The organism is Herbaspirillum sp. SJZ106 (assembly GCF_006715495.1).
GTDB lineage: Bacteria > Pseudomonadota > Gammaproteobacteria > Burkholderiales > Burkholderiaceae_D > Herbaspirillum.
In genome coordinates this window covers 394,866-415,955 of sequence record NZ_VFNI01000003.1, presented here as the reverse complement: position 1 = coordinate 415,955, position 21,090 = coordinate 394,866, and the positions used below count along the sequence as shown (strand labels likewise).

Sequence of the window (21,090 nt, the reverse complement as noted above, 5' to 3'; positions counted from 1 at the left end):
TTCAGCGCAAGCTTCGCTCCGTCGTGAGGCCAGGCATCAGCCTGCCTCTTCCTCCACGCCGGCGATCAGCGAGATGATTTGCGCGCCGTAGGTTTCCAGTTTCTTTTCGCCAACGCCGTTGACGTGGCGCAGGTCGTCCAGCGATTGCGGGCGCGCCTTGGCGATTTCGCGCATGGTGGCGTCGTGGAAGATGACGTAGGCCGGCACGTTGTGTTCGCGCGCGGTTTCCACGCGCCACCAGCGCAGCTTCTCGAACAGCGCCTGTTCCTCGCTCGACAGGTCGGTCTCGACGAAGCTGGAACGCTGCGAACCGCGTTTGGGCTTGACGGGTTTCTGGTACTGGCGCAGCTGTATCTTCTGCTCGCCGCGCAGCACCGGGCGGGCGGCGTCGGTGAGCTTGAGCGCGCTGTAGTTCTCATGGTCGACGGTCAGCAGCCCCAGCGCGATCACCTGGCGCAGGATGGCGCGCCATTCGGCCTCGCCGCGGTCGCTGCCGATGCCGAATACCGAAAGCTGGTCATGGCGCCACTGCTTGACGCGCTCGCCGTCGATGCCGCGCAATACCTCGATCACGTGGCCGGGCGCGAAGCGCTGTTCGACGCGGTAGACGGTGGAGAGCAGCTTCTGCACTTCGACCGTGGCGTCGAAGGATACCGGCGGCGTCATGCAGATGTCGCAGTTGTTGCAGGGACTGGCTTCCTGGCCGAAGTAATTGAGCAGGCGCACGCGCCGGCAGTTCAGGGTTTCGCACAGGCCGAGCATGGCGTCGAGCTTGGCGCCCTGCACCCGCTTGAAGCTTTCGTCGGCTTCCGATTCGCCGATCATGCGGCGCTGCTGCACCACGTCTTGCAGGCCGTAGGCCATCCAGGCGTCGGCCGGCAAACCGTCGCGGCCGGCGCGGCCGGTTTCCTGGTAATAGCCTTCGACGCTCTTGGGCAGGTCGAGGTGGCAGACGAAACGCACGTCCGGTTTATCGATGCCCATGCCGAAGGCGATGGTGGCGACCATCACGATCTTGTCCTCGCGCAGGAAGCGCGCCTGGTTGGCGGTGCGCTGCGCATAGTCCATGCCGGCGTGGTAGGCCAGCGCATTCAGGCCTTCGCTACGCAGGAATTCGGCGGTTTCTTCCACCTTCTTGCGCGACAGGCAATAGACGATCCCGGCGTCCTCAGGATGCTCGCTCTTGATGAAGTCCAGCAACTGCTTGCGGCCGTTGGCCTTTTCCACGATCTGGTAGCGGATGTTGGGACGGTCGAAGGAGGAGACGAACTGGCGCGCCTGTTCCAGCTGCAGGCGGCGGATGATCTCTTCACGGGTCTGGGCGTCCGCGGTGGCGGTCAGCGCAATGCGCGGCACCTGCGGAAAGCGCTCATGCAGCACCGAAAGCTTGATGTATTCGGGGCGGAAATCATGTCCCCATTGCGAGACGCAATGCGCCTCGTCGATGGCGAACAGCGAGATATTGGCCGATTGCAGCAGTTCCAGGCAGCGCGGCGTCATCAGCCGTTCCGGCGCGACGTAGAGCAGGTCGAGGTCGCCGGTGCGCAGGCGGCGTTCGATCTGCAACGCCTCGTCGAAGCTCTGGGTGGAGTTGAGGAAGGCGGCGCGCACGCCGACTTCGTCCAGCGCATCGACCTGGTCCTGCATCAGCGCGATCAGCGGCGACACCACCACCCCCACGCCGTCGCGCAGCAAGGCCGGCACCTGGTAGCACAGCGACTTGCCGCCGCCGGTCGGCATCAGGACCAGCGCATCGCCGCCGCCGGCGACGTGCTGGACGATCTCGCCCTGGTGCCCGCGGAAGGACGAATAGCCGAACACGGTCTCCAGCACGTGCAGGGCACGTTGCGGCAAAGGGGTGTCGGCAGGCAGGGTATCGAAATCGACCATGGATCTTTATGCGGGTGTGGCGGAACTGGCGGAAACGGAAGCCGCTGGAAAGACGCTATTCTATTGCAGCCAGCCCTGGCCGACCGCCAACAGCAGGAATATCCCCAGCGCGGCGCGATAAACGATGAAGGGCCAGGTGGAGAATTTCTCCAGGAACTTCATCAGGCCCCAGATCGCGGCAAAGGCCGAAACACTCGCCACCACCAGGCCGAACAGCAGCACGCCCCAGGCTTGCAGTGGAATATGCGCGTGCAGCAGCACGGCCAGTTCCTTCAAGCCGGCCAGGGCGATGGCCGGCAACCCCAGCAGGAAGGAAAAGCGCGCCGCTTCTTCACGGCGGAAATTGAGGAACAGGGCGGCGGTGAGCGTGGAGCCGGCGCGCGATACGCCCGGAATCAGCGCGCCGACCTGGGCGATGCCGACGATGAGCGCATCGCGCAGGCGCATCTGGCTGACGCTGCGGCGATGGCGGCACGCCAGTTCGGCAATCGCCAGCAGGATCGCCATCGCGATGCAGGAATAGCCGATCACGCTCAGGCTGCGCAGCGGCGAGCCGCAAGCATTGAGCACATGCGACAGCGCCAGCCCGGCGATGCCGATGGGAATGGTGGCCAGGATGATGGCCACCGCCAGCTTGAACATGGGGTCATTGAAATCGCGGCGGCGCCAGGCGGCCACGCTGCCGCCGGTCACTGCCGCCACGTCGCGGCGAAAATAGCTGACCACCGCGGCCAGCGCCGCCAGCTGCATCGCCGCGGAAAACGCCGAACCGGGGTCGTGCCAGCCGAGGAAGGCCGGCACGACGCGCATATGGGCGGTGGAAGAAATCGGCAACAATTCGGTGATGCCCTGGACGACGCCGAGCAAACCGATCTGCAGATAGCTAAGCGAGGCGAAACCGATATCGAGGCCGGCGCTGCAAACATTGGCCATAAGGTTCTCTTTAGAGTGAGGTTGGCGAAAGGTAATTGTGAGGCCGGACGCATCGAGGCATCCGGTCCGGTACGGCGATACTGCACTGCATTAGTCAAACCTGCGGGAGGCGCGTGGAATCATTCCACCCAGACCACCACGCCGCTATAAGCCGTGGCCAGCACGATGATGCCGAACACGATCCGATACCAGGCGAAGATGGTGAAGTCGTGCGAGCTGATATAGCGCAACAGCCAGCGCACGCACAGGAAAGCCGAGACGAAGGCGGCCACGGTGCCCACGGTAAACAGCGGCACGTCCGCCGCGGAGAGCAGCGCGCGGTCCTTGTACAGCGAGTAGATGGTGGCGGCGAACAGCGTCGGAATGGCCAGGAAGAACGAGAACTCGGTGGCCGCCTTGCGCGACAGGCCGAACAGCATGCCGCCGATGATGGTGGCGCCGGAGCGGCTGGTGCCGGGGATCAGTGCGAAGGCCTGGGCGATGCCGACCTTGAGGGCGTCGATCGGGGTCATGTCGTCCACCGTTTCGATACGCGCCGACGCCATGCTCATGCGGTCCTTGTTGCGGCGTTCCACCCACAGGATGACCAGGCCGCCGACGATGAAGGCGATCGCCACCGACAGCGGGTTGAACAACACTTCCTTGATCTTCTTGCTGAACAGGAAACCGAGGACGGCTGCCGGCAGGAAGGCGACGATCAGGTTGATCACCAGCCGCTGCGCCTTGCGGTCGGTAAACAGGCCGGTCAGCACCGAGGCGATGCGGGCCCGGTATTCCCAGCACACGGCGAGGATGGCGCCGGCCTGGATGACGATTTCAAAGACATCGACTTTTTCCTTGGGGAAGGCCGGGCTACTGAACTGCAGCAGGCTGCCAGCCAGGATCAGGTGTCCGGTGGAAGAAATGGGCAGGAATTCGGTCAGGCCTTCTACGATGCCCATGATGAGCGCCTTGAGCGCGAGGATGGTGTCCATACGTGGCTAGGGTGGCTTCTTTCGGTGGGGTTGACAGGAAAAGCGGCGGGTGGATCGGGCAAAACGGCTTTTTGACTACGCTTGCGCATAAAGGTGCGCCGCAACAAACCGAAATTCTACAGTACGGGACTTGGCGCTCTATGCGTGCCGCAGCGGAAAGCCTCGCCCAACCATGCCGGCCGGAAACGTTACCATGTCGGTTTTTTCCACCGACAGCCGCGGCACGCACGCCCGAAAGGATCACCATGAGCGACATCACCATTTATCACAACCCCAAATGCGGCACCTCCCGCAACGTGCTGCAGGCGCTGCGCGACGGCGGCGCCGAACCGGCCGTGATCGAATACCTGAAGACCCCGCCCGACCGCGCCACGCTAAAGAAATTGGTCGCCGCCATGGGGGTGCCGGTGCGCGACATCATCCGCAGCAAGGAAGCGATCTACACCGAGCTGGGCCTGGACGACCCGGCGCTGACCGATACCCAACTGATCGATGCGATGGCCCAACACCCTATCCTGATCAACCGCCCGATCGTCGTCACGCCCAAGGGAGCGTTGCTGGTGCGCCCCAAGGAGCGGCTGGAAGAAATCTTCCCTGGATGAAGGGATCAGCGGATCAACTGGCCGGCGCGGTCGCGGCTTCCAACGCCCCCAGCCAGAACATGGCCGCGGCACGGCTGTCGCCGCACATCTCGGCCGACGGCTGCAGGCCGCCACAGAAAGCCGGACGCTCGGGCCGGCCGAAGACTTTGCAGCGCATCGCCTCATCCAATTGCACGCACGGCACGCCAGCCGGCTTGCCGTTGGGCATGCCGGGCAAGGGGCTGGTGATGGAAGGCGCCGTACAGCAGGCGCCGCATTGGGGACGGCAGTTCATGGATGGCAAATCATCGGAAGCAGGACGCGCACTGCCGGCCGGCAATGCGCAGGCGCTATTGTAAAGCCCTTAACGTAAATCCCTTAACGCCCTGCGCCGGCCAGGACTGCCGCTTCATTCTTCCTTCATCCGGCCTTGGGTATGCTGCACGCCGTTGCGACAGCGATTCGCCTCGCCTTTGCCGCATTTCACGGCGCAGGCGCCGCCTCCGGTCGCATGACGCTGGCCTCCTGACCTGCGCGCCCGTAGTCTGGCCATCCGCTTCCACCTTGATCCTTGACGCCATGCCGTTTGCCACTTACATTGCTGACTCTCCGGTAATTTACTGGCGCACTCGTATTCCCGCCCGACGGCAACCCCATTTTCACGCAGGATATTGCCGGCCGCCGATGCGGTGCGCCTTGTCTTGCTCGTTTATGTCAGAAGCCGCCAAAGAACCTCGCTGGGAACGCCGCAAACAAGACCGCCCGCAGGAACTGCTGACGGCGGCGATGCAATTATTCGTGGAACGCGGCTTCGCCGCCACCCGACTGGAAGACGTGGCCGCGCGCGCCGGCGTCTCCAAGGGCACGCTGTATCTCTATTACGAAAACAAGGAAAGCCTGTTCAAGTCGGTGGTGCGCACCCACATGCTGCCGCTGCTGGATGAAGCCGAAACGATGGTGGACAACTACCCCGGCAGCAGCGCCGAACTGTTGCGCGAGCTGATCCTGGGATGGTGGGAGACGGCCGCGCGTTCCGGCCTGAACGGCATCACCAAGCTGATGATGGCGGAGTCGGGCAACTTCCCCGAGCTGGCGCGTTTCTACCATGAAGAAATCATCGTGCGCAGCGACGCCATGGTCGTGCGCATGCTGGAACGCGGCATGGCGCGCGGCGAGTTCCGCCAGATCGACGCCGAATCGATGAAGAAGGTGATCGTCGCGCCGGTGGTGATGCTGATGCTGTGGCACCAGTCCTTCGGCCTGTGCGCGATCGCGCCGATCGATCCGCACGCTTACCTGGCCAGCCTGGTCGACCTGTGCATCAACGGCCTGAAGGCTTGACGCCGCAATAGCCGACAATAAATCGCGGGCGCAAACGTCTGCATGCCCAAACAGAGACATATCGATGAAGCTTCCCTTGCCCAAACGCCGCTGGCTGCGCTGGACCCTGCTGATCCTGGTACTGCTGGGAGCCGCCGGCCTGCTGCTGAAGAAACGCGCGCCCGCCTCGGTTCCGCCTGCCGCGCAGGCGGCGCTCCCCAGCGCGATGGAGTTCCTCCCGGGCGACCTGGTCACCGTGCAGGCCGGCGAGCTGCGCCGCGTGCTGCCGTTGTCGGGCGCGTTGCGCGCGCTGAACCAGGCGTCGGTGAAGGCGCGCGTGGCCGGCGAGGTACAGCAGGTGCTGGTGCGCGAAGGCGAAGCGGTCAAGGAAGGCCAGGTGCTGGCCCGCATCGATACCGCCGATTACCAGGCCAAGGTCGACCAGGCGCGCGGTTCGCTGCTGGCGGCCCAGGGCCAGTTGGAGATCGCCACCCAGACCCGCAACAACAACCTGGTGCTGCTGGACAAGGGCTTCATCTCGCGCAACGCCTTCGATACCGCATCCAGCCAGTTCGACATCGCCCGCGCCAATGTCGACACTGCGCGCGGCGCGCTGGACGTGGCCAGGAAGGCGCTGGCCGATACCGTGGTGCGCTCGCCGATTACCGGCATGATCAGCGCCCGCAATGTGCAGCCCGGTGAGAAGGTAGCGGTCGACGGCAAGCTGCTGGACGTGGTCGACCTGTCGCAGATGGAACTGGAAGCGCCGGTGCCGACCAACGATATCCTGAAAGTGCAGATCGGCCAGGAAGTGCAGGTCGCGGTGGAGGGCCTGCCGCAGAAGGTGGTCGGCCGCGTGGTGCGCATCAATCCGGCCACGCAGTCGGGTTCGCGCTCGATCATGGTCTACGTGCGCGTGGACAATCCCGCGGGCCTGTTGCGCGCAGGCATGTTCGCCGATGCCGGCCTGACGCTGGAGAAGAAGGAGCGCGTGCTGGCCGTGCCGGGCACCGCGATCCAGGTCGAGGATGGCAATGCCTACGTGTACGCCATCGAAAACAACGTGCTGGCGCGGCGCCCGGTGGTGACCGGCCTGCAAGGCCGCAATGCCGATGGCGGCGCGGTGGAAATCGCCAGCGGCCTGGCCGAGGGCGCGCTGGTGGTCAAGGCCAACCTGGGCATCCTGCGCGCCGGCACGCCGGTACGCATCCTGCAGCGCGGCGCCGGCGCGCAATCGGCGCAGGCCGGCAGTTCTCCCGCCTACCGGCCGCAGGAGCGCTGAACGATGTGGTTCACGCGCATCTCGATCGGCAACCCGGTCCTGGCCACCATGATGATGATGGCCTTCGTGGTGCTGGGCCTGTTCTCCTACCAGCGCATGCGGGTCGACCAGTTCCCCGACATCACCTTTCCGGTGGTGGTGGTGCAGACCACCTATCCCGGCGCTTCGCCGGAGAACGTCGAATCCGACGTCACGCGCAAGATCGAAGAGTCGGTCAACACCATCAACGGCATCGATTCGCTGGTGTCGCACTCGTATGAAGGCCTGTCGGTAGTGATCGTGCAGTTCGACCTCACCGTCGATCCGGCCCAGGGTGCGCAGGACGTGCGCGAAAAGGTGGCGCTGGTGAAGTCGGCCTTCCGCAAGGAAGTGGACGAGCCGCGCATCACCCGCTTCGATCCGGCCGACCAGCCGATCTTCTCGATCTCGGTCACCAATGCGCCCGATGCCAAGCCGCGCACGCTGCGCGAACTGACCACCATCGCCGACCAGGTGATCAAGAAGCGACTGGAGAATGTGCGCGGCGTGGGTTCGGTGACGCTGGTGGGCGGCGTCAAGCGCCAGGTCAACATCTACGTCAAGCCGGCCGAGATGGAGGCGCTGGGCATCGGCGTGAATCAGGTGATCGACGCGGTCAGGAATGAAAACCAGGAATTGCCGACCGGCGCCATCCGCATGCTGGACGCGGAAAAGACCGTGCAGGTGCAGGGCCGCGTGAAAAATCCGGAAGACTTCAAGCGCATCATCGTGGCGCGCCGCGGCGGCCAGCCGGTGACGCTGGCGCAGGTCGCCAACGTGGTCGACGGCCAGGAAGAGCAAGAGACGCTGGCCCTGTACAACGGCCAACGCACGCTGGCGCTGGACATCCTGAAAGCCCAGGGCCAGAACACCGTCGACGTGGCCGACGGCCTCAAGCGCAGCATCAAGGAAATGGAACCCAGCCTGCAGCAGTTGTATCCGGGCGTGACGCTGCAGGTGGTCAAGGACGGCTCGCGCCAGATCCGCACCGGGGTGGAGAACGTGCGCCGCACGTTGATCGAGGGCGCGGTGCTGACCATCGTGATCGTGTTCCTGTTCCTGAACTCCTGGCGCTCCACCGTGATCACCGGGCTGACATTGCCGGTGGCGCTGATCGGCACCTTCCTGTTCATGTACATGTTCGGCTTCACCATCAACATGATCACGCTCATGGCGCTGTCGCTGTGCGTGGGCCTCCTGATCGACGACGCCATCGTGGTGCGGGAAAACATCGTGCGCCATGCCGGCATGAAGGTGCACGGCAAGTTCAAGTCGCACCGCATGGCGGCGCTGGAAGGCACGCAGGAAATCGGCCTGGCGGTGCTGGCCACCACCTTCTCCATCGTCGCGGTGTTCCTGCCGGTGGGCTTCATGGGCGGCATCATCGGGCGCTTCTTCCACCAGTTCGGCGTGACCGTGGCCGCCGCCGTGCTGATCTCGATGTTCGTCTCCTTCACGCTGGACCCGATGCTGTCTTCCATCTGGCCCGATCCGGATGCGCATGGCGAACATGGCAAGAAAGCCGGCTGGTATGACAAGACCATCGGCCGCGTGCTGCAGGCCTTCGACCGGCTGGTGCAATGGCTGTCGGCGCGCTACCAGGAAATGCTGCGCTGGTCGTTGAAGCACCGCGTGGCTACGCTGGTTATTGCCTTGGCAGCCTTCTTCGGCGGCCTCGCGCTGCCGGCCGCGGGCCTGATCGGCTCCGAATTCGTGCCGCAGGCGGACTATTCCGAAACCGGCGTCACCTTCTTCACGCCGGTGGGTTCCTCGCTGGAGCTGACCGAAAGCAAGGTGCACCAGGTCGAGGCGATATTGCGGCAGTTCCCCGAGATCACCGACATCTACAGCACCGTCAACACCGGCAATTCGCAGGGCAAGAACTACGCGGCCGTGTTCGTGCGCCTCAAGCCGCGCACCGAACGCACGCTCACTACCGGCCAGATGGCGCCGCTGCTGCGCCAGAAACTGTCGCAGGTGGCCGGCATCACTGTGACCCACGTGGGCACGCTGGACGGCGTGGGCGGCGACAGCAAGCAGATCCGCTTCAGCCTGCTGGGGCCGGATTTGCAGCAACTGGCGCGGCTGTCGGACCAGGTGCAGCAAAAGCTCAGCCAGATTCCCGGCGTGGTCGACCTCGACTCCAGCCTGAAGGCGCAAAAACCGACCATCTCGGTCGAACCGCGGCGCGATATCGGTTCCGATCTTGGCATCGGCGTGGCCGGACTGGGCAATGCGCTGTCGCCGCTGCTGGCGGGCGAAGCCGCCAGCAGCTGGCGCGCGCCGGACGACGAGAACTACGACGTCAACGTGCGCCTGGCGCCGAGCGACCGCAGCACCGTGGACGACCTCTCGCGCCTGATGCTGGCCAGCACGCTGACCAATGCGGACGGCTCGCCGCGCATGGTGCCGCTGCGCCAGGTGGCCGAGATCAAGAACACGCTGGGCGCCAACCAGATCAACCGGCGCGACCTGAACCGCGAGGTGGAGCTGTCGGCCAATGCCCAGGGCCGCTCGGCCGGGCAGATCAACGCCCAGATCAAGACCATGCTGGACGACATGCACTGGCCGCCGGGCTACCGCTACCAGATCGGCGGCTCGACCAAGAGCATGAACGAGTCCTTCGGCTACGCCGTGGGCGCGCTGGCGCTGGCGATCGTGTTCATCTACATGATCCTGGCCTCGCAGTTCGCCAGCTTCCTGCAGCCGGTGGCCATCATGTCGTCGCTGCCGCTCACGCTCATCGGCGTGTTCCTGGCGCTGATGATGTTCCGCTCCACGCTCAACATGTTCTCCATCATCGGCTTCATCATGTTGATGGGCCTGGTGACCAAGAACGCCATCCTGCTGGTGGACTTCGCCAACCAGGCGCGCCGCGAAGGCATGGAGCGCAGCGCGGCGCTGCTGGAAGCGGCGCATGTACGCCTGCGCCCGATCCTGATGACCACGCTGGCGATGGTGTTCGGCATGGTGCCGCTGGCCTTCGGCGTGGCCGAGGGTTCCGAGCAGCGCGCGCCGATGGGGCAGGCGGTAATCGGCGGCATCATCACCTCGTCGCTGCTGACGCTGGTGGTGGTGCCGGTAGCCTATACCTACCTGGACGACCTGGGCGCCTGGGTCAAGCGCAAGTGGTTCGGGCCGGCACAGGAACAAGCTGGCGCGGGAGAACGCCATGACGATTGAGCGCATGCCCGCCGCCGAGACGGATTGCACTGAGGAAATCCTGCAACAGGCGGGATTCTGCGGGGATTTTCCGGGCATACATGAGCTGTTGAGCTGGGCGGTGTTTGATAAAATGGCGGCTTTCCGTCGCTATTGAGCCTACTGCCATGAATATCGAACAAGCCCGCTTCAACATGATCGAACAGCAAATCCGCCCCTGGAACGTGCTGGCGCAGGATGTTTTGGACCTGCTGACGGTCGTCAAGCGCGAAGACTTCGTCCCGGCCGCGCATCGCAGCCTGGCGTTTTTCGACACCGAAATCCCGCTGCCGGGCGGCGAGAACATGCTGGCGCCCAAGATCGAAGCGCGCATCCTGCAGGAAGCCAACGTCAAGAAACACGAATACGTCCTGGAAATCGGCGCCGGTTCGGGCTACATGGCGGCGTTGCTGGCGCATAAGGCGCGCCATGTGACCACCGTCGAGATCTCGCCGGAACTGAAATCGCTGGCCGAACAGAACCTGTCCGACTATGGCGTGGCCAATGTCGACGTCCAGCTGGGCAACGGCGCGCAAGGCTGGACCGGCGCCGATGGCCGCGCAGGCGAATACGATGTGATCGTCATCTCCGGCTCGCTGCCGTTCCTGCCGGAAGGCTTCGGCAAGCAACTCAAGGTCGGCGGCCGCCTGCTGGCCATCGTCGGCGCCGAACCGGTGATGGTGTTGAAACTCATCACCCGCACCTCCGAACACACTTTCGATACCGTCAACGTGGTGGAAACGCTGGCCAAACCCTTGCACGCGGCCGCCACGCCCTCACCCTTCACTTTCTAGGATTTCTTATGGAGCACATCACCGCCCCGGACCTGGCCGCCTGGATCGCCGATCCCGACCGCCCTACCCCTCTGCTGCTGGATGTGCGCGAACCCTGGGAACACCAAACCTGCAACATCGCCGGCTCGCAGCTGGTGCCGATGAACACCGTTCCCGGGCGCTTTTCCGAGCTGGATGAGGAACAGCCCGTGGTATGCATCTGCCACCATGGCGGGCGCAGCATGCAAGTCGCGGCCTTCCTCGAACGCCAGGGTTTCACCAAGGTCATCAACCTGACCGGCGGCGTCCACGCCTGGGCCAACCAGGTCGACCCGTCCATGCCGACCTACTGAGCCTGATGCGCCTGCCGCCCTCACCGGAGGCGGGCGCAACAAGCCGCAGACAGCTTCCGGCGGATTTCCCCATTTCCTGTTACCTGTGCCCCGCGCAAGCGCGGCAGGCACGCCTTCCGCCCGATACCGTCCCGGCCGCGCCGATGCACTTGCATTCCTATCGTTTGTCCAGCCTTGTTCCGCCCGGAGAATCCGTCCATGCGCCGTACCCTGCTCGCTTCCCTGATGGCCGCCGGCCTTTCCTTGCACGCCGCCGCCGGCGCGGCCGACCTGCTGCAGGTCTACCAGCTCGCGCTGGCCAATGACCCGGTCTACACCAGCGCGCGCTATGCGCTGACGGCGGGCCGCGAGAAGGAAACCCAGGGGCGCGCCGGCCTGTTGCCGAGCGCCGGCGTGGGCGGCAGCTATACGCGCTCGGACGAGAACTTCGACAGTTCGTCCAATACCTATGCGCTGCAGCTGACCCAGCCGCTGTTTCGCCTGGCCAACTGGGAAAACTACAAACAGGGCAAGCTCTCGGTCGCCGCCAGCGAGGCGCAGTTCGCCCAGGCGCAGCAGGACCTGATCCTGCGCGTGGGCCAGGCCTACTTCGACGTGCTGTCGGCGCAGGATGCGCTGTCCTTCCTGGGCGCGCAAAAGATCGCGATCTCTGAACAACTGGCCTCGGCCAGGCGCAATTTCGAGATCGGCACCGCCACCATCACCGACACCAACGAAGCCCAGGCCCGCTACGACCTGGCCAGCGCGCAGGAGATCGCCGCCCAAAACGACCTGGAGGTGGCGCTGGCCAGGCTGCAGCAGATCATCGGCCAGCCGCCGACGCCGCTGGCGGTCTTGCGCAGCGACGTCAAGCTCGCGCCGCCGCAGCCGGCGCAGATCGATACCTGGGTCGCCAGCGCGCAATCGGACAACTACGGCGTGGTGGCGCAGCAGGTGGCGCTGGAGATCGCGCAAAGCGAAATCAAGCGCAACCGCGCCGGCCACGCGCCGACGGTGGATCTGGTGGCGGCGCGCAACTTCAGCGACCAGAAGAGCGTGCGCACGCCCTACCTGAACGGACGCGGCTACAGCAATTCGATCGGGGTGCAGTGGAATATTCCGCTGTTCTCGGGCTTTGCCACCAGCAGCAAGGTGGACGAGGCGGTGGCGCTGGCCGACAAGGCGCGTTCCGACCTGGACAATGCGCGCCGCACGGCCGTGCTCAATGCGCGCCAGGCCTACCTGGGCGTGGCCAACGGCTTGTCGCAGGTGAAAGCGTATGAGGCGGCGCAAGTGTCGAGCCAGTCATCGCTGGACTCCAACAAGCTGGGCTACCAGGTCGGCGTGCGCATCAACATCGACGTGCTCAACGCGCAACAGCAGCTGTATTCGACCCGGCGCGACCTGTCCAAGGCGCGCTACGATACATTGATGAACGGCTTGAAATTGAAGGCCGCGGCCGGCGCGTTGCGCGAGCAAGACCTGGCGCTGATCAACGTGCTGCTGACGGCGCCGCCGCAGTAAGGGTGGGCCGCCTCAGGCGGCGTCGTTCTGCAGCGAGGGCGCGGTCTTCAAGGCGTGCAGCGAGGCTGCCAGCATCTTTTCGCCATCCTTGACCAGGTCGAAGCTGTCCGGCGCGAAGAACCAGTCGGTCAGCAGGCCGCTGAACGTGGCGTGCGCCGTCAGGCAAGCCAGCCGCACGTTCAGCGTGCCGGGCAACTGCCCGCGGGCAATGGCGTTGGTGAGGATCTGCTCCAGGCGCAGCATGCCATCGACATGGCACTCGCGCTGGCGCACCAGGATAGGATCGTCGTGGTCGGCAAATTCGCACTTGTTGAAGATGATATCGAACACCCTGCGGCATCGCTCATCGGTGGCGGCCATGGTCAGCACGTACACGCCGCTGCGCAGGAACTGCCCGAGCGGGTCGGCCAGTTGCGGACTGGCGCTTTCTTCCAGCACCGCTTCCATGGGCAGGCGCACCCGCTCGCACATGGCGTCGAACAGGTCGCTCTTGTTCTTGAAATGCCAGTAGATGGCGCCGCGCGTGACGTCGGCCGCCTTGGCCACGTCGGCCAGCGAGGTGTGCGAAACGCCGCGTTCGTGAAATACATGCTCGGCGGCATCGAGGATGCGCGCGCGCGTTTCGAGCGCCTCTTCCTTGGTCGAGCGGGCCATATCAGCGCCCCCCGGCCGCAGCCGGAACACGAGTGGAAACCGGGGTTGGAGTCTGGATCATGACAAGACCTGCATGCTGGATGGGAATGAAGAAAAAAACCATGCCGGAGACCGCAAGGACATGGCGCCGCCGTTCCCGGCGAGCGCCCGCGAGCGGAGGCTCATGCTGCATTTGCACAACGGTTCCCGGCAAGCCGCGACGCAACGCGGCGTGGGCCGAAACACGGCAGTCATGTTTTCGTAAGACAATGTCCGCCACAATGGCACGGCATGAGACCGCCCGGACTGGCCGCGGCAAATTGCCGCGGCCATGAGGATTCCGGCTCGGTTTTTGACTGGCAGAAATGGCGCAGGAGCAGCATTATTCACAAAATGCAAGGAATCGCTCATATTTCTCTACGCCTATTTCAACAAGTTTGATAAATTAATATGGAGTATGATGCAAATACATACATACACGAATGTATGTATAATAGCACCCGTTCCAGGTTCCTGCTGTAAATCAACCGCAAAAAAGTAACCGCTTCCCCCGGGAAGTCGGCAGCTTCTTTTTTTGCTCCGCAACAATCGTGTCTTAGCCTATATCTCGCAGTCAGGCGAGATCGCAACATCTGCTTTACCGAATTCGTTTCATTGCCGCCACGGCGGCCCCACTTTACTTTCGTGCGAGATATCTATGAGCTCAGTCAGTCGTTTCACGCGCCTCACCATGACCGTCGCAATCGCTGCCGCCCTGGCCGCTTGCGGACAAAAACCAGCCGCTCAAGGCGGCGCCATGCCACCGGCGGAAGTATCGGTGGTCACCGTGGCCCCGCAACGCATCGCCATCACCAATGAACTGCCGGGCCGCCTGGAGGCCTACCGCGTCGCCCAGGTCCGCGCCCGCGTGGCCGGCATCGTCCAGAAGCGCGTCTTCAAGGAGGGCAGCGACGTCAAGGAAGGCCAACTGCTGTTCCAGATCGATCCGGCCCAGTACCAGGCCAGCTATGACAATGCCCAGGCCAATCTGACCCAGACCACCCTCAAGGCGCAACGCTACAAGCCCCTGGTGGAAGTCAACGCCGTCTCCAAGCAGGAATACGACGATGCCGTCTCGGCCCAGAAGCAAGCCGAAGCCGCAGTCCGGATCGCCAAGCTGAACCTGGGCTACGCCTCGGTGACCTCGCCCATCTCCGGCCGCATCGGCCGCGCGCTGGTGACCGAGGGCGCGCTGGTCGGCCAAGGCGGCGACGCCACCCAGATGGCGCTGGTGCAACAGCTCGACCCGATCTACGTCAACGTGACCCAGTCCAGCGCCGACCTGTTGAAGTTGCAGCAGGCCATGGCCAGCGGCCAGTTGAAGAGCGTGGGCGACGGCAAGGCCAGCGTGACGCTGCTCCTGGAAAACGGCCAGCCCTACCCGCTGCCGGGCAAGCTGCTGTTCTCCGACATCACGGTCGACGAAGCGACCGGCTCGATCTCGCTGCGCGCCGAATTCCCCAATCCCAAGCGCGTGCTGCTGCCGGGCACCTACGTGCGCGCCAAGATTGAACAGGCGATCGACGAGCAGGCGCTGATGGTGCCGCAACAGGCCGTCATGCGCGACCTCAACGGCTCGTCCGTGTTCGTGGTGGATGCCGACAACAAGGTCGCGCCGCGCGTGGTCAAGACCGGCTCGGCCCAGGGCAACAACTGGCAGGTCATCGATGGCCTCAAGGAAGGCGACCGCGTGATCGTGGAAGGCCTGCAAAAGGTCAGGCCGGGTGCGGCCGTCAAACCGGTGCAATGGAATCCCGCGGGCGCCGCTCCCAACCAGTCGGGCCAAGCGGCCCAACAAGGTGCAGCGGGCGCCCAACAGAAAGCTAACTAAGAGGCTGCCAGATGGGAAAGTTCTTTATCGATCGCCCCGTTTTTGCGTGGGTGTTGGCCATCTTCATCATGTTGGCCGGGGCATTGGCGATCACCGGCTTGCCGGTGTCCCAGTACCCCAACATCGCGCCGCCCACCATCGTGGTGACGGCGACTTATCCGGGCGCGACCGCCCAGACCCTGGACGATTCGGTGACCAGCCTGATCGAACAGGAAATGAACGGCGCCGACGGCCTGCAGTACATGGAGTCGCAAAGCCAGGCCAACGGCCAGGTGCAGATCACCGTCACCTTCTCGCCGGAAACCAACCCCGACCTGGCGGCGGTGGACGTGCAAAACCGCTTGAAGCGCGTGGAAGCGCGCCTGCCGGCGGCCGTCACCCAACAGGGTGTGCAGGTGACCAAGTCGCGCAGCAACTTCCTGCTGTTCATCGCGCTGTCGTCGAGCGATGGCAAGCTGGATCCGGTGGCGCTGGGCGACTACCTGTCGCGTAACGTCCTCAACGAAGTCAAGCGCGTACCAGGCGTGGGCCAGGCACAGCTGTTCGGCACCGAACGCGCCATGCGCATCTGGATCGATCCGAACAAGCTGATCGGCCTGAACCTGACGCCAGCCGACGTGACGGCCGCCATCACCGCGCAAAACGCGCTGGTGGCCGGCGGCACGCTGGGCGCGCTGCCCAGCCCCGGCACGCAGCAGATCGCCGCGACCGTGGTGGTCAACGGCCAGCTGACCACGCCTGAACAGTTCGGCGACATCGTCCTGCGCGCCAATGCCAACGGCTCGTCAGTGCGCATGCGCGACGTGGCCCGCATCGAAGTCGGCGGCCAGACCTACGACACCTCGGGCCGCCTGGACGGCAAGCCCAGTTCGTTCATCGGCGTGCAGCTCTCGCCCACCGCCAATGCGCTGGGCACCGCCACCGCCGTGCACAAGAAGATGGAAGAGCTGTCCAAGTACTTCCCGGCCGGCGTGAAATACACCATCCCTTACGACACCTCCAAGTTCGTCAAGATCTCGATCGAGGAAGTGGTCAAGACCCTGATCGAAGCAATCGTGCTGGTGTTCCTGGTGATGTTCCTGTTCCTGCAAAACATCCGCTACACCATCATCCCGACGGTGGTGGTGCCGGTGGCGCTGCTGGGCACCTTCGCGACACTGCTGCTGTTCGGCTTCTCGATCAACGTGCTGACCATGTTCGGCATGGTGCTGGCCATCGGCATCCTGGTCGACGATGCGATCGTGGTGGTGGAAAACGTCGAGCGCATCATGAGCGAGGAAGGCTTGTCGCCGCCTGAAGCCACGCGCAAGGCGATGGGCCAGATCAGCGGCGCGCTGATCGGCATCACGCTGGTGCTGATCGCGGTGTTCATCCCGATGGCCTTCTTCGGCGGCGCGGTGGGCGCGATCTATCGCCAGTTCTCGCTGTCGATGGTGGCCTCGATGGTGTTCTCGGTGCTGATGGCATTCACGCTGACGCCGGCGCTGTGCGCGACCATCCTCAAGCCTGTGGAGAAGGGCCATCATCACGAGAAGAAGGGCTTCTTCGGCTGGTTCAACCGCCGCTTCAACGCAACTGCCTCCGGCTACCAAGGCATCATCGGCAAGATGCTGACCAAGACCGGCCGCTACATGATCCTGTACGTGCTCATCGTGGCCTGCGTGGGGCTGCTGTATGTGCGCCTGCCGGCCTCCTTCCTGCCCAACGAAGACCAGGGCTACATCATCACCAACATCCAGCTGCCGCCGGGCGCCAGCACGGGGCGTACGACCGAGGTGGTGAAGAAGGTGGAAGAGTATTACCTGAAGGATCCGGCGGTCGAGCACGCCATCGCGGTGCTGGGCTTCTCGTTCTCGGGTAATGGCCAGAACGCCGCGCTGGTGTTCACGCCGCTCAAGGACTGGAGCGAACGCACCAAGGCGCAGTCGGCCGACGCCATCGCCGGCAAGGCCTTCGGTGCCTTCTCGCAGATCAAGGATGCGATCGTGTTCCCGCTGAACCCGCCGCCGATTCCCGAACTGGGCAACGCGACCGGCTTCACCTTCCGCCTGCAGGATCGCGCCGGCCTGGGCCACGCGGCGCTGGTACAGGCCCGCAACCAGATCCTGGGCATGGCGTCGCAAAGCAAGGTGCTGGCCGGCGTGCGTCCGGAAGGTCTGGAAGATGCGCCGCAGCTGCAACTGGACATCGACCGCGACAAGGCCAATGCCCTGGGCGTGCCGTTCTCCACGATCAACAGCGTGCTGTCGACCGCACTGGGCTCGTCGTATGTGAACGACTTCCCCAACCAGGGCCGCCAGCAACGCGTGATCGTGCAAGCCGACGCCAACCGCCGCCTGCAACCGGAAGACCTGGTCAACCTGTATGCCAAGAACTCCTCCGGCACCATGGTCCCGTTCTCGTCCTTCGTGACGGCGAAGTGGATCAATGGCCCGGTGCAGCTGATCCGCTACAACGGCTATCCGGCCATGAAGATCGCCGGCGGCGCAGCCCCGGGCCGCAGCACCGGCGAAGCCATGGCCGAGATGGAATCGTTCGTGGCCAAGCTGCCGGAAGGTTTCGGCTTTGAGTGGACCGGCCAGTCGCTGGAAGAAAAGACTTCCGGCAACCAGGCGCCGGCGCTGTATGCGCTGTCGCTGATCGCCGTGTTCCTGGTGCTGGCAGCCTTGTATGAAAGCACCTCGATCCCGCTGGCGGTGATGCTGGTGGTGCCGCTGGGTATCCTCGGCGCACTCTTGGGCGTGACGCTGCGCGCCATGCCCAACGACGTGTACTTCAAGGTGGGCATGATCGCGGTGGTGGGCTTGTCAGCCAAGAACGCGATCCTGATCATCGAGTTCGCCAAGGACCTGCAGGCACAAGGCATGGGCCTGATCGAAGCGACGCTGGAAGCGGTGCACCTGCGCTTCCGCCCGATCATCATGACCTCGCTGGCGTTCATCCTGGGCGTGCTGCCCCTGGCGATCGCCTCCGGCGCCGGTTCGGCCAGCCAGCGCGCCATCGGTACCGGCGTGATGGGCGGCATGATCACCGCCACCGTGCTGGCCGTGTTCCTGGTGCCGATCTTCTTCGTGGTCGTGCGCAAACTGTTCAAGGGTAGCGAGCGTCAACACAAGTTCGACGCCGAACACTCCCCCAAGATTAATGTGGAGAATCACAATGGCTAATCTGTCGATGCCGCGCGCGCCTCGCTTGCTGCAACTCTGCGCAGCGCTGGCGGTCGCCGGTGTACTGGGGGGCTGCTCGCTGGCTCCCACCTACGAGCGTCCAGCCGCGCCGGTCGAGACGGCCTACCCGGCCGACGCCGCCGGCAACAAGGAACTGGACGCAGTCAACCTGGGCTGGCGCCAGTTCTTCCCGGACCAGCGCCTGCAATCGCTGATCGTGGCCGCGCTGGAGAACAACCGCGACCTGCGCACTGCGGTACTCAATATCGAAGAAGCGCGCGCGCAATACCAGATCGCCCGCGCCGACCTGCTGCCCAACCTGAACGTATCGGGCTCGGCTGCGCGCACCCGCACCGCGGCCAGCCAGTCGCTGACCGGCCAGCCTTTCATCAGCAACAGCTACCAGGTCGGCCTGGCGGTACCTGCGTACGAGCTGGACTTCTTCGGCCGCGTGCGCAACCTGAAGGATGCCGCGCTGGCGACTTACCTCTCCACCGAGGAAGCCAAGAAGTCGGCCCAGATCAGCCTGGTCGCCCAGGTGGCGCAGGCCTACCTCTCCGAGCGTTCCTACGCCGAGCAACTGCTGCTGGCCGAACAGACGCTGAAGTCGCGCGAGGACGATATCCAGCTGGCGCAAAAGCGCTTCGACGTGGGCGCGTCCTCGGCACTGGACTTCCGCCTGACGCAAACGCTGGTGGAATCGGCGCGGATCGCCAAGGCCCAACTGGAACGCCAGCGCGCCCAGGCCGAGAACGCGTTGACGCTGCTGGTCGGCAAGAAAGTCTCCGACCTGCCGCCGGCGCAATTGCTGTCGGATGAAAAGATCGTCACCGACATCCCGGCCGGCCTGCCCTCGGACCTGCTGACCAATCGTCCCGACATCCGCTCGGCCGAGCAAAGCCTGTTGGCCGCCAACGCCAACATCGGCGCCGCGCGCGCAGCCTTCTTCCCGAGCATCAGCCTGACCGGCAACTTCGGCACCGCCAGCAGCACGCTGGGCGGCCTGTTCGAATCCGGCTCCGGCGCCTGGAGTTTCGGCCCGTCGCTGTCGCTGCCGATCTTCGACTTCGGCCGCAACAGCGCCAACCTGGACCTGGCCGAAGTGCGCAAGAACAAGGCGGTGGTGACCTACGAAAAGACCATCCAGACCGCCTTCCGCGAAGTGGCCGACGCCCTGGTCGCCCGCGGCAGCCTGGACGACCAGGTCAAGGCCCAGGAAGCCTTCCTGAACGCCCAGCAGGAACGCCTGAAGCTGACCGACCTGCGTTTCAAGAACGGCATCGCCTCCTCGCTCGACCAGCTCGACGCGCAGCGCGATTTGTTCTCGGCACAGCAGGCGTTGATTCAGGCGCGGCAGTTGCGGTTGAACAATGCCATTGATTTGTACAAGGCGTTGGGGGGTGGGCTTAATGAGAATTCGGTGAGTTTGGCGGTAAAGCAGTAACCCCCCCTTTACGTCCCAAGCTGACGGCCGCTTTCAAGGCGGCCGTCAATATCTTTGTTTTCTTCAAAATGGCAATATCTTTCCTGATCGCAACTAGCGACGGAGGATTTATTTGCCCGTCACCATGCCTGAAGATAGAATGCCTCCTGAATCAAAAAATAACCTTTGGGAGCTGCGATGCACTGGTATCTCGTCCATACCAAACCCAGACAGGAAAAGTGCGCAGAAGAGAACCTTGTAAGGCAAGGCTACCAGTGCTATCTCCCAACCCTCTTCGTCGAGAAGCTTCGCCAGGGTGCCGTCATCGTCAGTGATGAACCGCTGTTCCCTCGCTACCTATTCATTCGCCTTGGACATGGCAACTCGCCGAAAAGCTGGGCGCCAGTCCGCTCAACTAAAGGGGTAAGCCGGTTAGTCTGCTTTGGTACGGAGCCGGCAAGAGTCGATCACCATCTGATCGAGCTGTTGCAGCAACAGCGCCCACACACTACGACCAAACCGCAGCAACTGTTCTTTCCTGGGGAAAAGGTGCAGCTTGAAGATGGACCTTTTGCCGGACTTGAGGGCATTTATCAAATGTCCGATGGCGAACGCCGCGTCATCATTCTCATTGAACTGTTGAGCAAGCCTGTTTCCATTGCAATGCGCCCCGGTAGCGTGCGCAAGCTCAGTTGATCATGGCACACCCGCGACAGAGAAACGATTCTCACTTCCAGGCACCATCCACTTATCACGCCCCCCACCTGCGATCCATTGCTGCCCGGACAATTTGTCGCTGCTTCACCATAATCATGAGTCTTTCTCAAATCTTGGTGATGTGGCACAATCTTCATTGTCCGATGAACGTGCAATAATTGCATTTTTTGCATGTTACTCTTCCGGACTTTCTATGATTTCTGCAAACCGCGCTTGCTGATCGTGTGACAGCGCAGCGGTAGCCTTGCAAAATCATTCTCGATCACTTTGATCCGCTTATACCTTCCCGGAATTTGTCGACTTCTACCCGAAGTCTAGTTCGAGATGGGCCTCGTTGCCCCCCGAGTATTGCTGATTGCGATTTGGTCGCAAGGAAGCGCTCAAGGCGAGATGTTGTCGATTGAAGTAAGCCGCGCTTAAAGCGCACTCATGTTTTTACACTAGACAGTCAA

At 63.7% G+C, this 21,090-nt stretch carries 18 protein-coding genes; 13 read left to right on the top strand and 5 right to left on the bottom strand.

The annotated features are described in order from the left end of the window. Positions 1–36 precede the first annotated feature (36 nt). The 3 genes from recQ to FB598_RS11665 form a co-directional block, all read right to left on the bottom strand. Complete coding sequence (gene recQ / locus FB598_RS11675; protein WP_141914514.1) at positions 37–1,890, bottom strand: DNA helicase RecQ; 1,854 nt, start codon at positions 1,888–1,890, stop codon at positions 37–39. Between the two features lie 60 nt (positions 1,891–1,950). Continuing rightward, positions 1,951–2,823 carry an undecaprenyl-diphosphate phosphatase gene (locus tag FB598_RS11670; RefSeq protein ID WP_141914515.1) on the bottom strand — a complete coding sequence of 291 codons (873 nt, stop codon included), beginning with the start codon at positions 2,821–2,823 and terminating at the stop codon, positions 1,951–1,953. Positions 2,824–2,942: 119 nt separating this feature from the next. Next, positions 2,943–3,797 (bottom strand): undecaprenyl-diphosphate phosphatase, encoded by an 855-nt coding sequence (locus FB598_RS11665; protein WP_141914516.1) that lies wholly within the window; start codon positions 3,795–3,797, stop codon positions 2,943–2,945. A gap of 245 nt (positions 3,798–4,042) precedes the next feature. On the opposite strand from FB598_RS11665, the gene arsC reads away from it, so the two are divergent. Then, positions 4,043–4,399 (top strand): arsenate reductase (glutaredoxin), encoded by a 357-nt coding sequence (gene arsC, locus FB598_RS11660; RefSeq protein ID WP_183405830.1) that lies wholly within the window; start codon positions 4,043–4,045, stop codon positions 4,397–4,399. Between the two features lie 13 nt (positions 4,400–4,412). On the opposite strand, the gene FB598_RS11655 is transcribed toward arsC, so the two are convergent. Next, the gene (locus FB598_RS11655; protein WP_141914517.1) at positions 4,413–4,673 is read right to left on the bottom strand and encodes a YkgJ family cysteine cluster protein; all 261 of its coding nucleotides are present in this window, start codon (positions 4,671–4,673) and stop codon (positions 4,413–4,415) included. A 416-nt stretch (positions 4,674–5,089) separates the two neighbouring features. On the opposite strand from FB598_RS11655, the gene FB598_RS11650 reads away from it, so the two are divergent. From FB598_RS11650 to FB598_RS11625, 7 genes are all read left to right on the top strand, one after another. After that, entirely contained in the window at positions 5,090–5,719 is a 630-nt protein-coding gene (locus FB598_RS11650; protein WP_141914518.1) for a TetR/AcrR family transcriptional regulator, read from the top strand. A gap of 64 nt (positions 5,720–5,783) precedes the next feature. Further along, complete coding sequence (locus FB598_RS11645; protein WP_141914519.1) at positions 5,784–6,980, top strand: efflux RND transporter periplasmic adaptor subunit; 1,197 nt, start codon at positions 5,784–5,786, stop codon at positions 6,978–6,980. A gap of 3 nt (positions 6,981–6,983) precedes the next feature. Next, on the top strand, positions 6,984–10,181 hold the full coding sequence (locus tag FB598_RS11640) for an efflux RND transporter permease subunit (protein WP_141914520.1): 3,198 nt from the start codon (positions 6,984–6,986) through the stop codon (positions 10,179–10,181). After that, positions 10,171–10,317 (top strand): hypothetical protein, encoded by a 147-nt coding sequence (locus FB598_RS20735; protein ID WP_183405831.1) that lies wholly within the window; start codon positions 10,171–10,173, stop codon positions 10,315–10,317. Before FB598_RS11640 ends, FB598_RS20735 begins: the two co-directional genes overlap by 11 nt. Positions 10,318–10,327: 10 nt before the next feature. Further along, positions 10,328–10,993, top strand: coding sequence for a protein-L-isoaspartate O-methyltransferase (locus FB598_RS11635; RefSeq protein WP_141914521.1), 666 nt, complete (start codon positions 10,328–10,330; stop codon positions 10,991–10,993). 8 nt (positions 10,994–11,001) lie between these two features. Then, positions 11,002–11,325 carry a rhodanese-like domain-containing protein gene (locus FB598_RS11630; protein WP_141914522.1) on the top strand — a complete coding sequence of 108 codons (324 nt, stop codon included), beginning with the start codon at positions 11,002–11,004 and terminating at the stop codon, positions 11,323–11,325. A 198-nt stretch (positions 11,326–11,523) separates the two neighbouring features. Next, the gene (locus FB598_RS11625) at positions 11,524–12,828 is read left to right on the top strand and encodes a TolC family outer membrane protein (RefSeq protein ID WP_141914523.1); all 1,305 of its coding nucleotides are present in this window, start codon (positions 11,524–11,526) and stop codon (positions 12,826–12,828) included. 12 nt (positions 12,829–12,840) lie between these two features. On the opposite strand, the gene FB598_RS11620 is transcribed toward FB598_RS11625, so the two are convergent. Further along, positions 12,841–13,482: a TetR family transcriptional regulator gene (locus FB598_RS11620; protein WP_141914524.1), complete on the bottom strand. Its 642-nt coding sequence runs from the start codon at positions 13,480–13,482 to the stop codon at positions 12,841–12,843. 73 nt (positions 13,483–13,555) lie between these two features. Between FB598_RS11620 and FB598_RS20730 the strand changes: the two genes are divergently transcribed. The 5 genes from FB598_RS20730 to rfaH all read left to right on the top strand — a co-directional run bounded on the left by FB598_RS20730 (position 13,556) and on the right by rfaH (position 20,617). Then, positions 13,556–13,726, top strand: coding sequence for a hypothetical protein (locus FB598_RS20730; protein ID WP_183405832.1), 171 nt, complete (start codon positions 13,556–13,558; stop codon positions 13,724–13,726). A 432-nt stretch (positions 13,727–14,158) separates the two neighbouring features. Next, on the top strand, positions 14,159–15,331 hold the full coding sequence (locus FB598_RS11615; RefSeq protein ID WP_141914525.1) for an efflux RND transporter periplasmic adaptor subunit: 1,173 nt from the start codon (positions 14,159–14,161) through the stop codon (positions 15,329–15,331). Between the two features lie 11 nt (positions 15,332–15,342). After that, complete coding sequence (locus tag FB598_RS11610) at positions 15,343–18,498, top strand: efflux RND transporter permease subunit (RefSeq protein WP_141914526.1); 3,156 nt, start codon at positions 15,343–15,345, stop codon at positions 18,496–18,498. Then, entirely contained in the window at positions 18,491–19,942 is a 1,452-nt protein-coding gene (locus FB598_RS11605; RefSeq protein WP_141914527.1) for an efflux transporter outer membrane subunit, read from the top strand. The genes FB598_RS11610 and FB598_RS11605 overlap by 8 nt, the downstream gene beginning before the upstream one ends. Positions 19,943–20,119: 177 nt before the next feature. Then, positions 20,120–20,617 (top strand): transcription/translation regulatory transformer protein RfaH, encoded by a 498-nt coding sequence (rfaH, locus tag FB598_RS11600; RefSeq protein ID WP_141914528.1) that lies wholly within the window; start codon positions 20,120–20,122, stop codon positions 20,615–20,617. Positions 20,618–21,090 lie beyond the last annotated feature (473 nt).

Coding starts and splice junctions, on each gene's coding strand:
- rfaH (WP_141914528.1), top strand. CDS start 20,120: ATGCACTGGTATCTCGTCCATACCAAACCCAGACAGGAAAAGTGCGCA.
- arsC (WP_183405830.1), top strand. CDS start 4,043: ATGAGCGACATCACCATTTATCACAACCCCAAATGCGGCACCTCCCGC.
- FB598_RS11605 (WP_141914527.1), top strand. CDS start 18,491: ATGGCTAATCTGTCGATGCCGCGCGCGCCTCGCTTGCTGCAACTCTGC.
- FB598_RS11670 (WP_141914515.1), bottom strand. CDS start 2,823: ATGGCCAATGTTTGCAGCGCCGGCCTCGATATCGGTTTCGCCTCGCTT.
- FB598_RS11655 (WP_141914517.1), bottom strand. CDS start 4,673: ATGAACTGCCGTCCCCAATGCGGCGCCTGCTGTACGGCGCCTTCCATC.
- FB598_RS11645 (WP_141914519.1), top strand. CDS start 5,784: ATGAAGCTTCCCTTGCCCAAACGCCGCTGGCTGCGCTGGACCCTGCTG.
- FB598_RS11625 (WP_141914523.1), top strand. CDS start 11,524: ATGCGCCGTACCCTGCTCGCTTCCCTGATGGCCGCCGGCCTTTCCTTG.
- FB598_RS11650 (WP_141914518.1), top strand. CDS start 5,090: ATGTCAGAAGCCGCCAAAGAACCTCGCTGGGAACGCCGCAAACAAGAC.
- FB598_RS11635 (WP_141914521.1), top strand. CDS start 10,328: ATGAATATCGAACAAGCCCGCTTCAACATGATCGAACAGCAAATCCGC.
- FB598_RS20730 (WP_183405832.1), top strand. CDS start 13,556: ATGCTGGATGGGAATGAAGAAAAAAACCATGCCGGAGACCGCAAGGAC.
- FB598_RS11620 (WP_141914524.1), bottom strand. CDS start 13,482: ATGGCCCGCTCGACCAAGGAAGAGGCGCTCGAAACGCGCGCGCGCATC.
- recQ (WP_141914514.1), bottom strand. CDS start 1,890: ATGGTCGATTTCGATACCCTGCCTGCCGACACCCCTTTGCCGCAACGT.
- FB598_RS11665 (WP_141914516.1), bottom strand. CDS start 3,797: ATGGACACCATCCTCGCGCTCAAGGCGCTCATCATGGGCATCGTAGAA.
- FB598_RS20735 (WP_183405831.1), top strand. CDS start 10,171: ATGACGATTGAGCGCATGCCCGCCGCCGAGACGGATTGCACTGAGGAA.
- FB598_RS11610 (WP_141914526.1), top strand. CDS start 15,343: ATGGGAAAGTTCTTTATCGATCGCCCCGTTTTTGCGTGGGTGTTGGCC.
- FB598_RS11630 (WP_141914522.1), top strand. CDS start 11,002: ATGGAGCACATCACCGCCCCGGACCTGGCCGCCTGGATCGCCGATCCC.
- FB598_RS11615 (WP_141914525.1), top strand. CDS start 14,159: ATGAGCTCAGTCAGTCGTTTCACGCGCCTCACCATGACCGTCGCAATC.
- FB598_RS11640 (WP_141914520.1), top strand. CDS start 6,984: ATGTGGTTCACGCGCATCTCGATCGGCAACCCGGTCCTGGCCACCATG.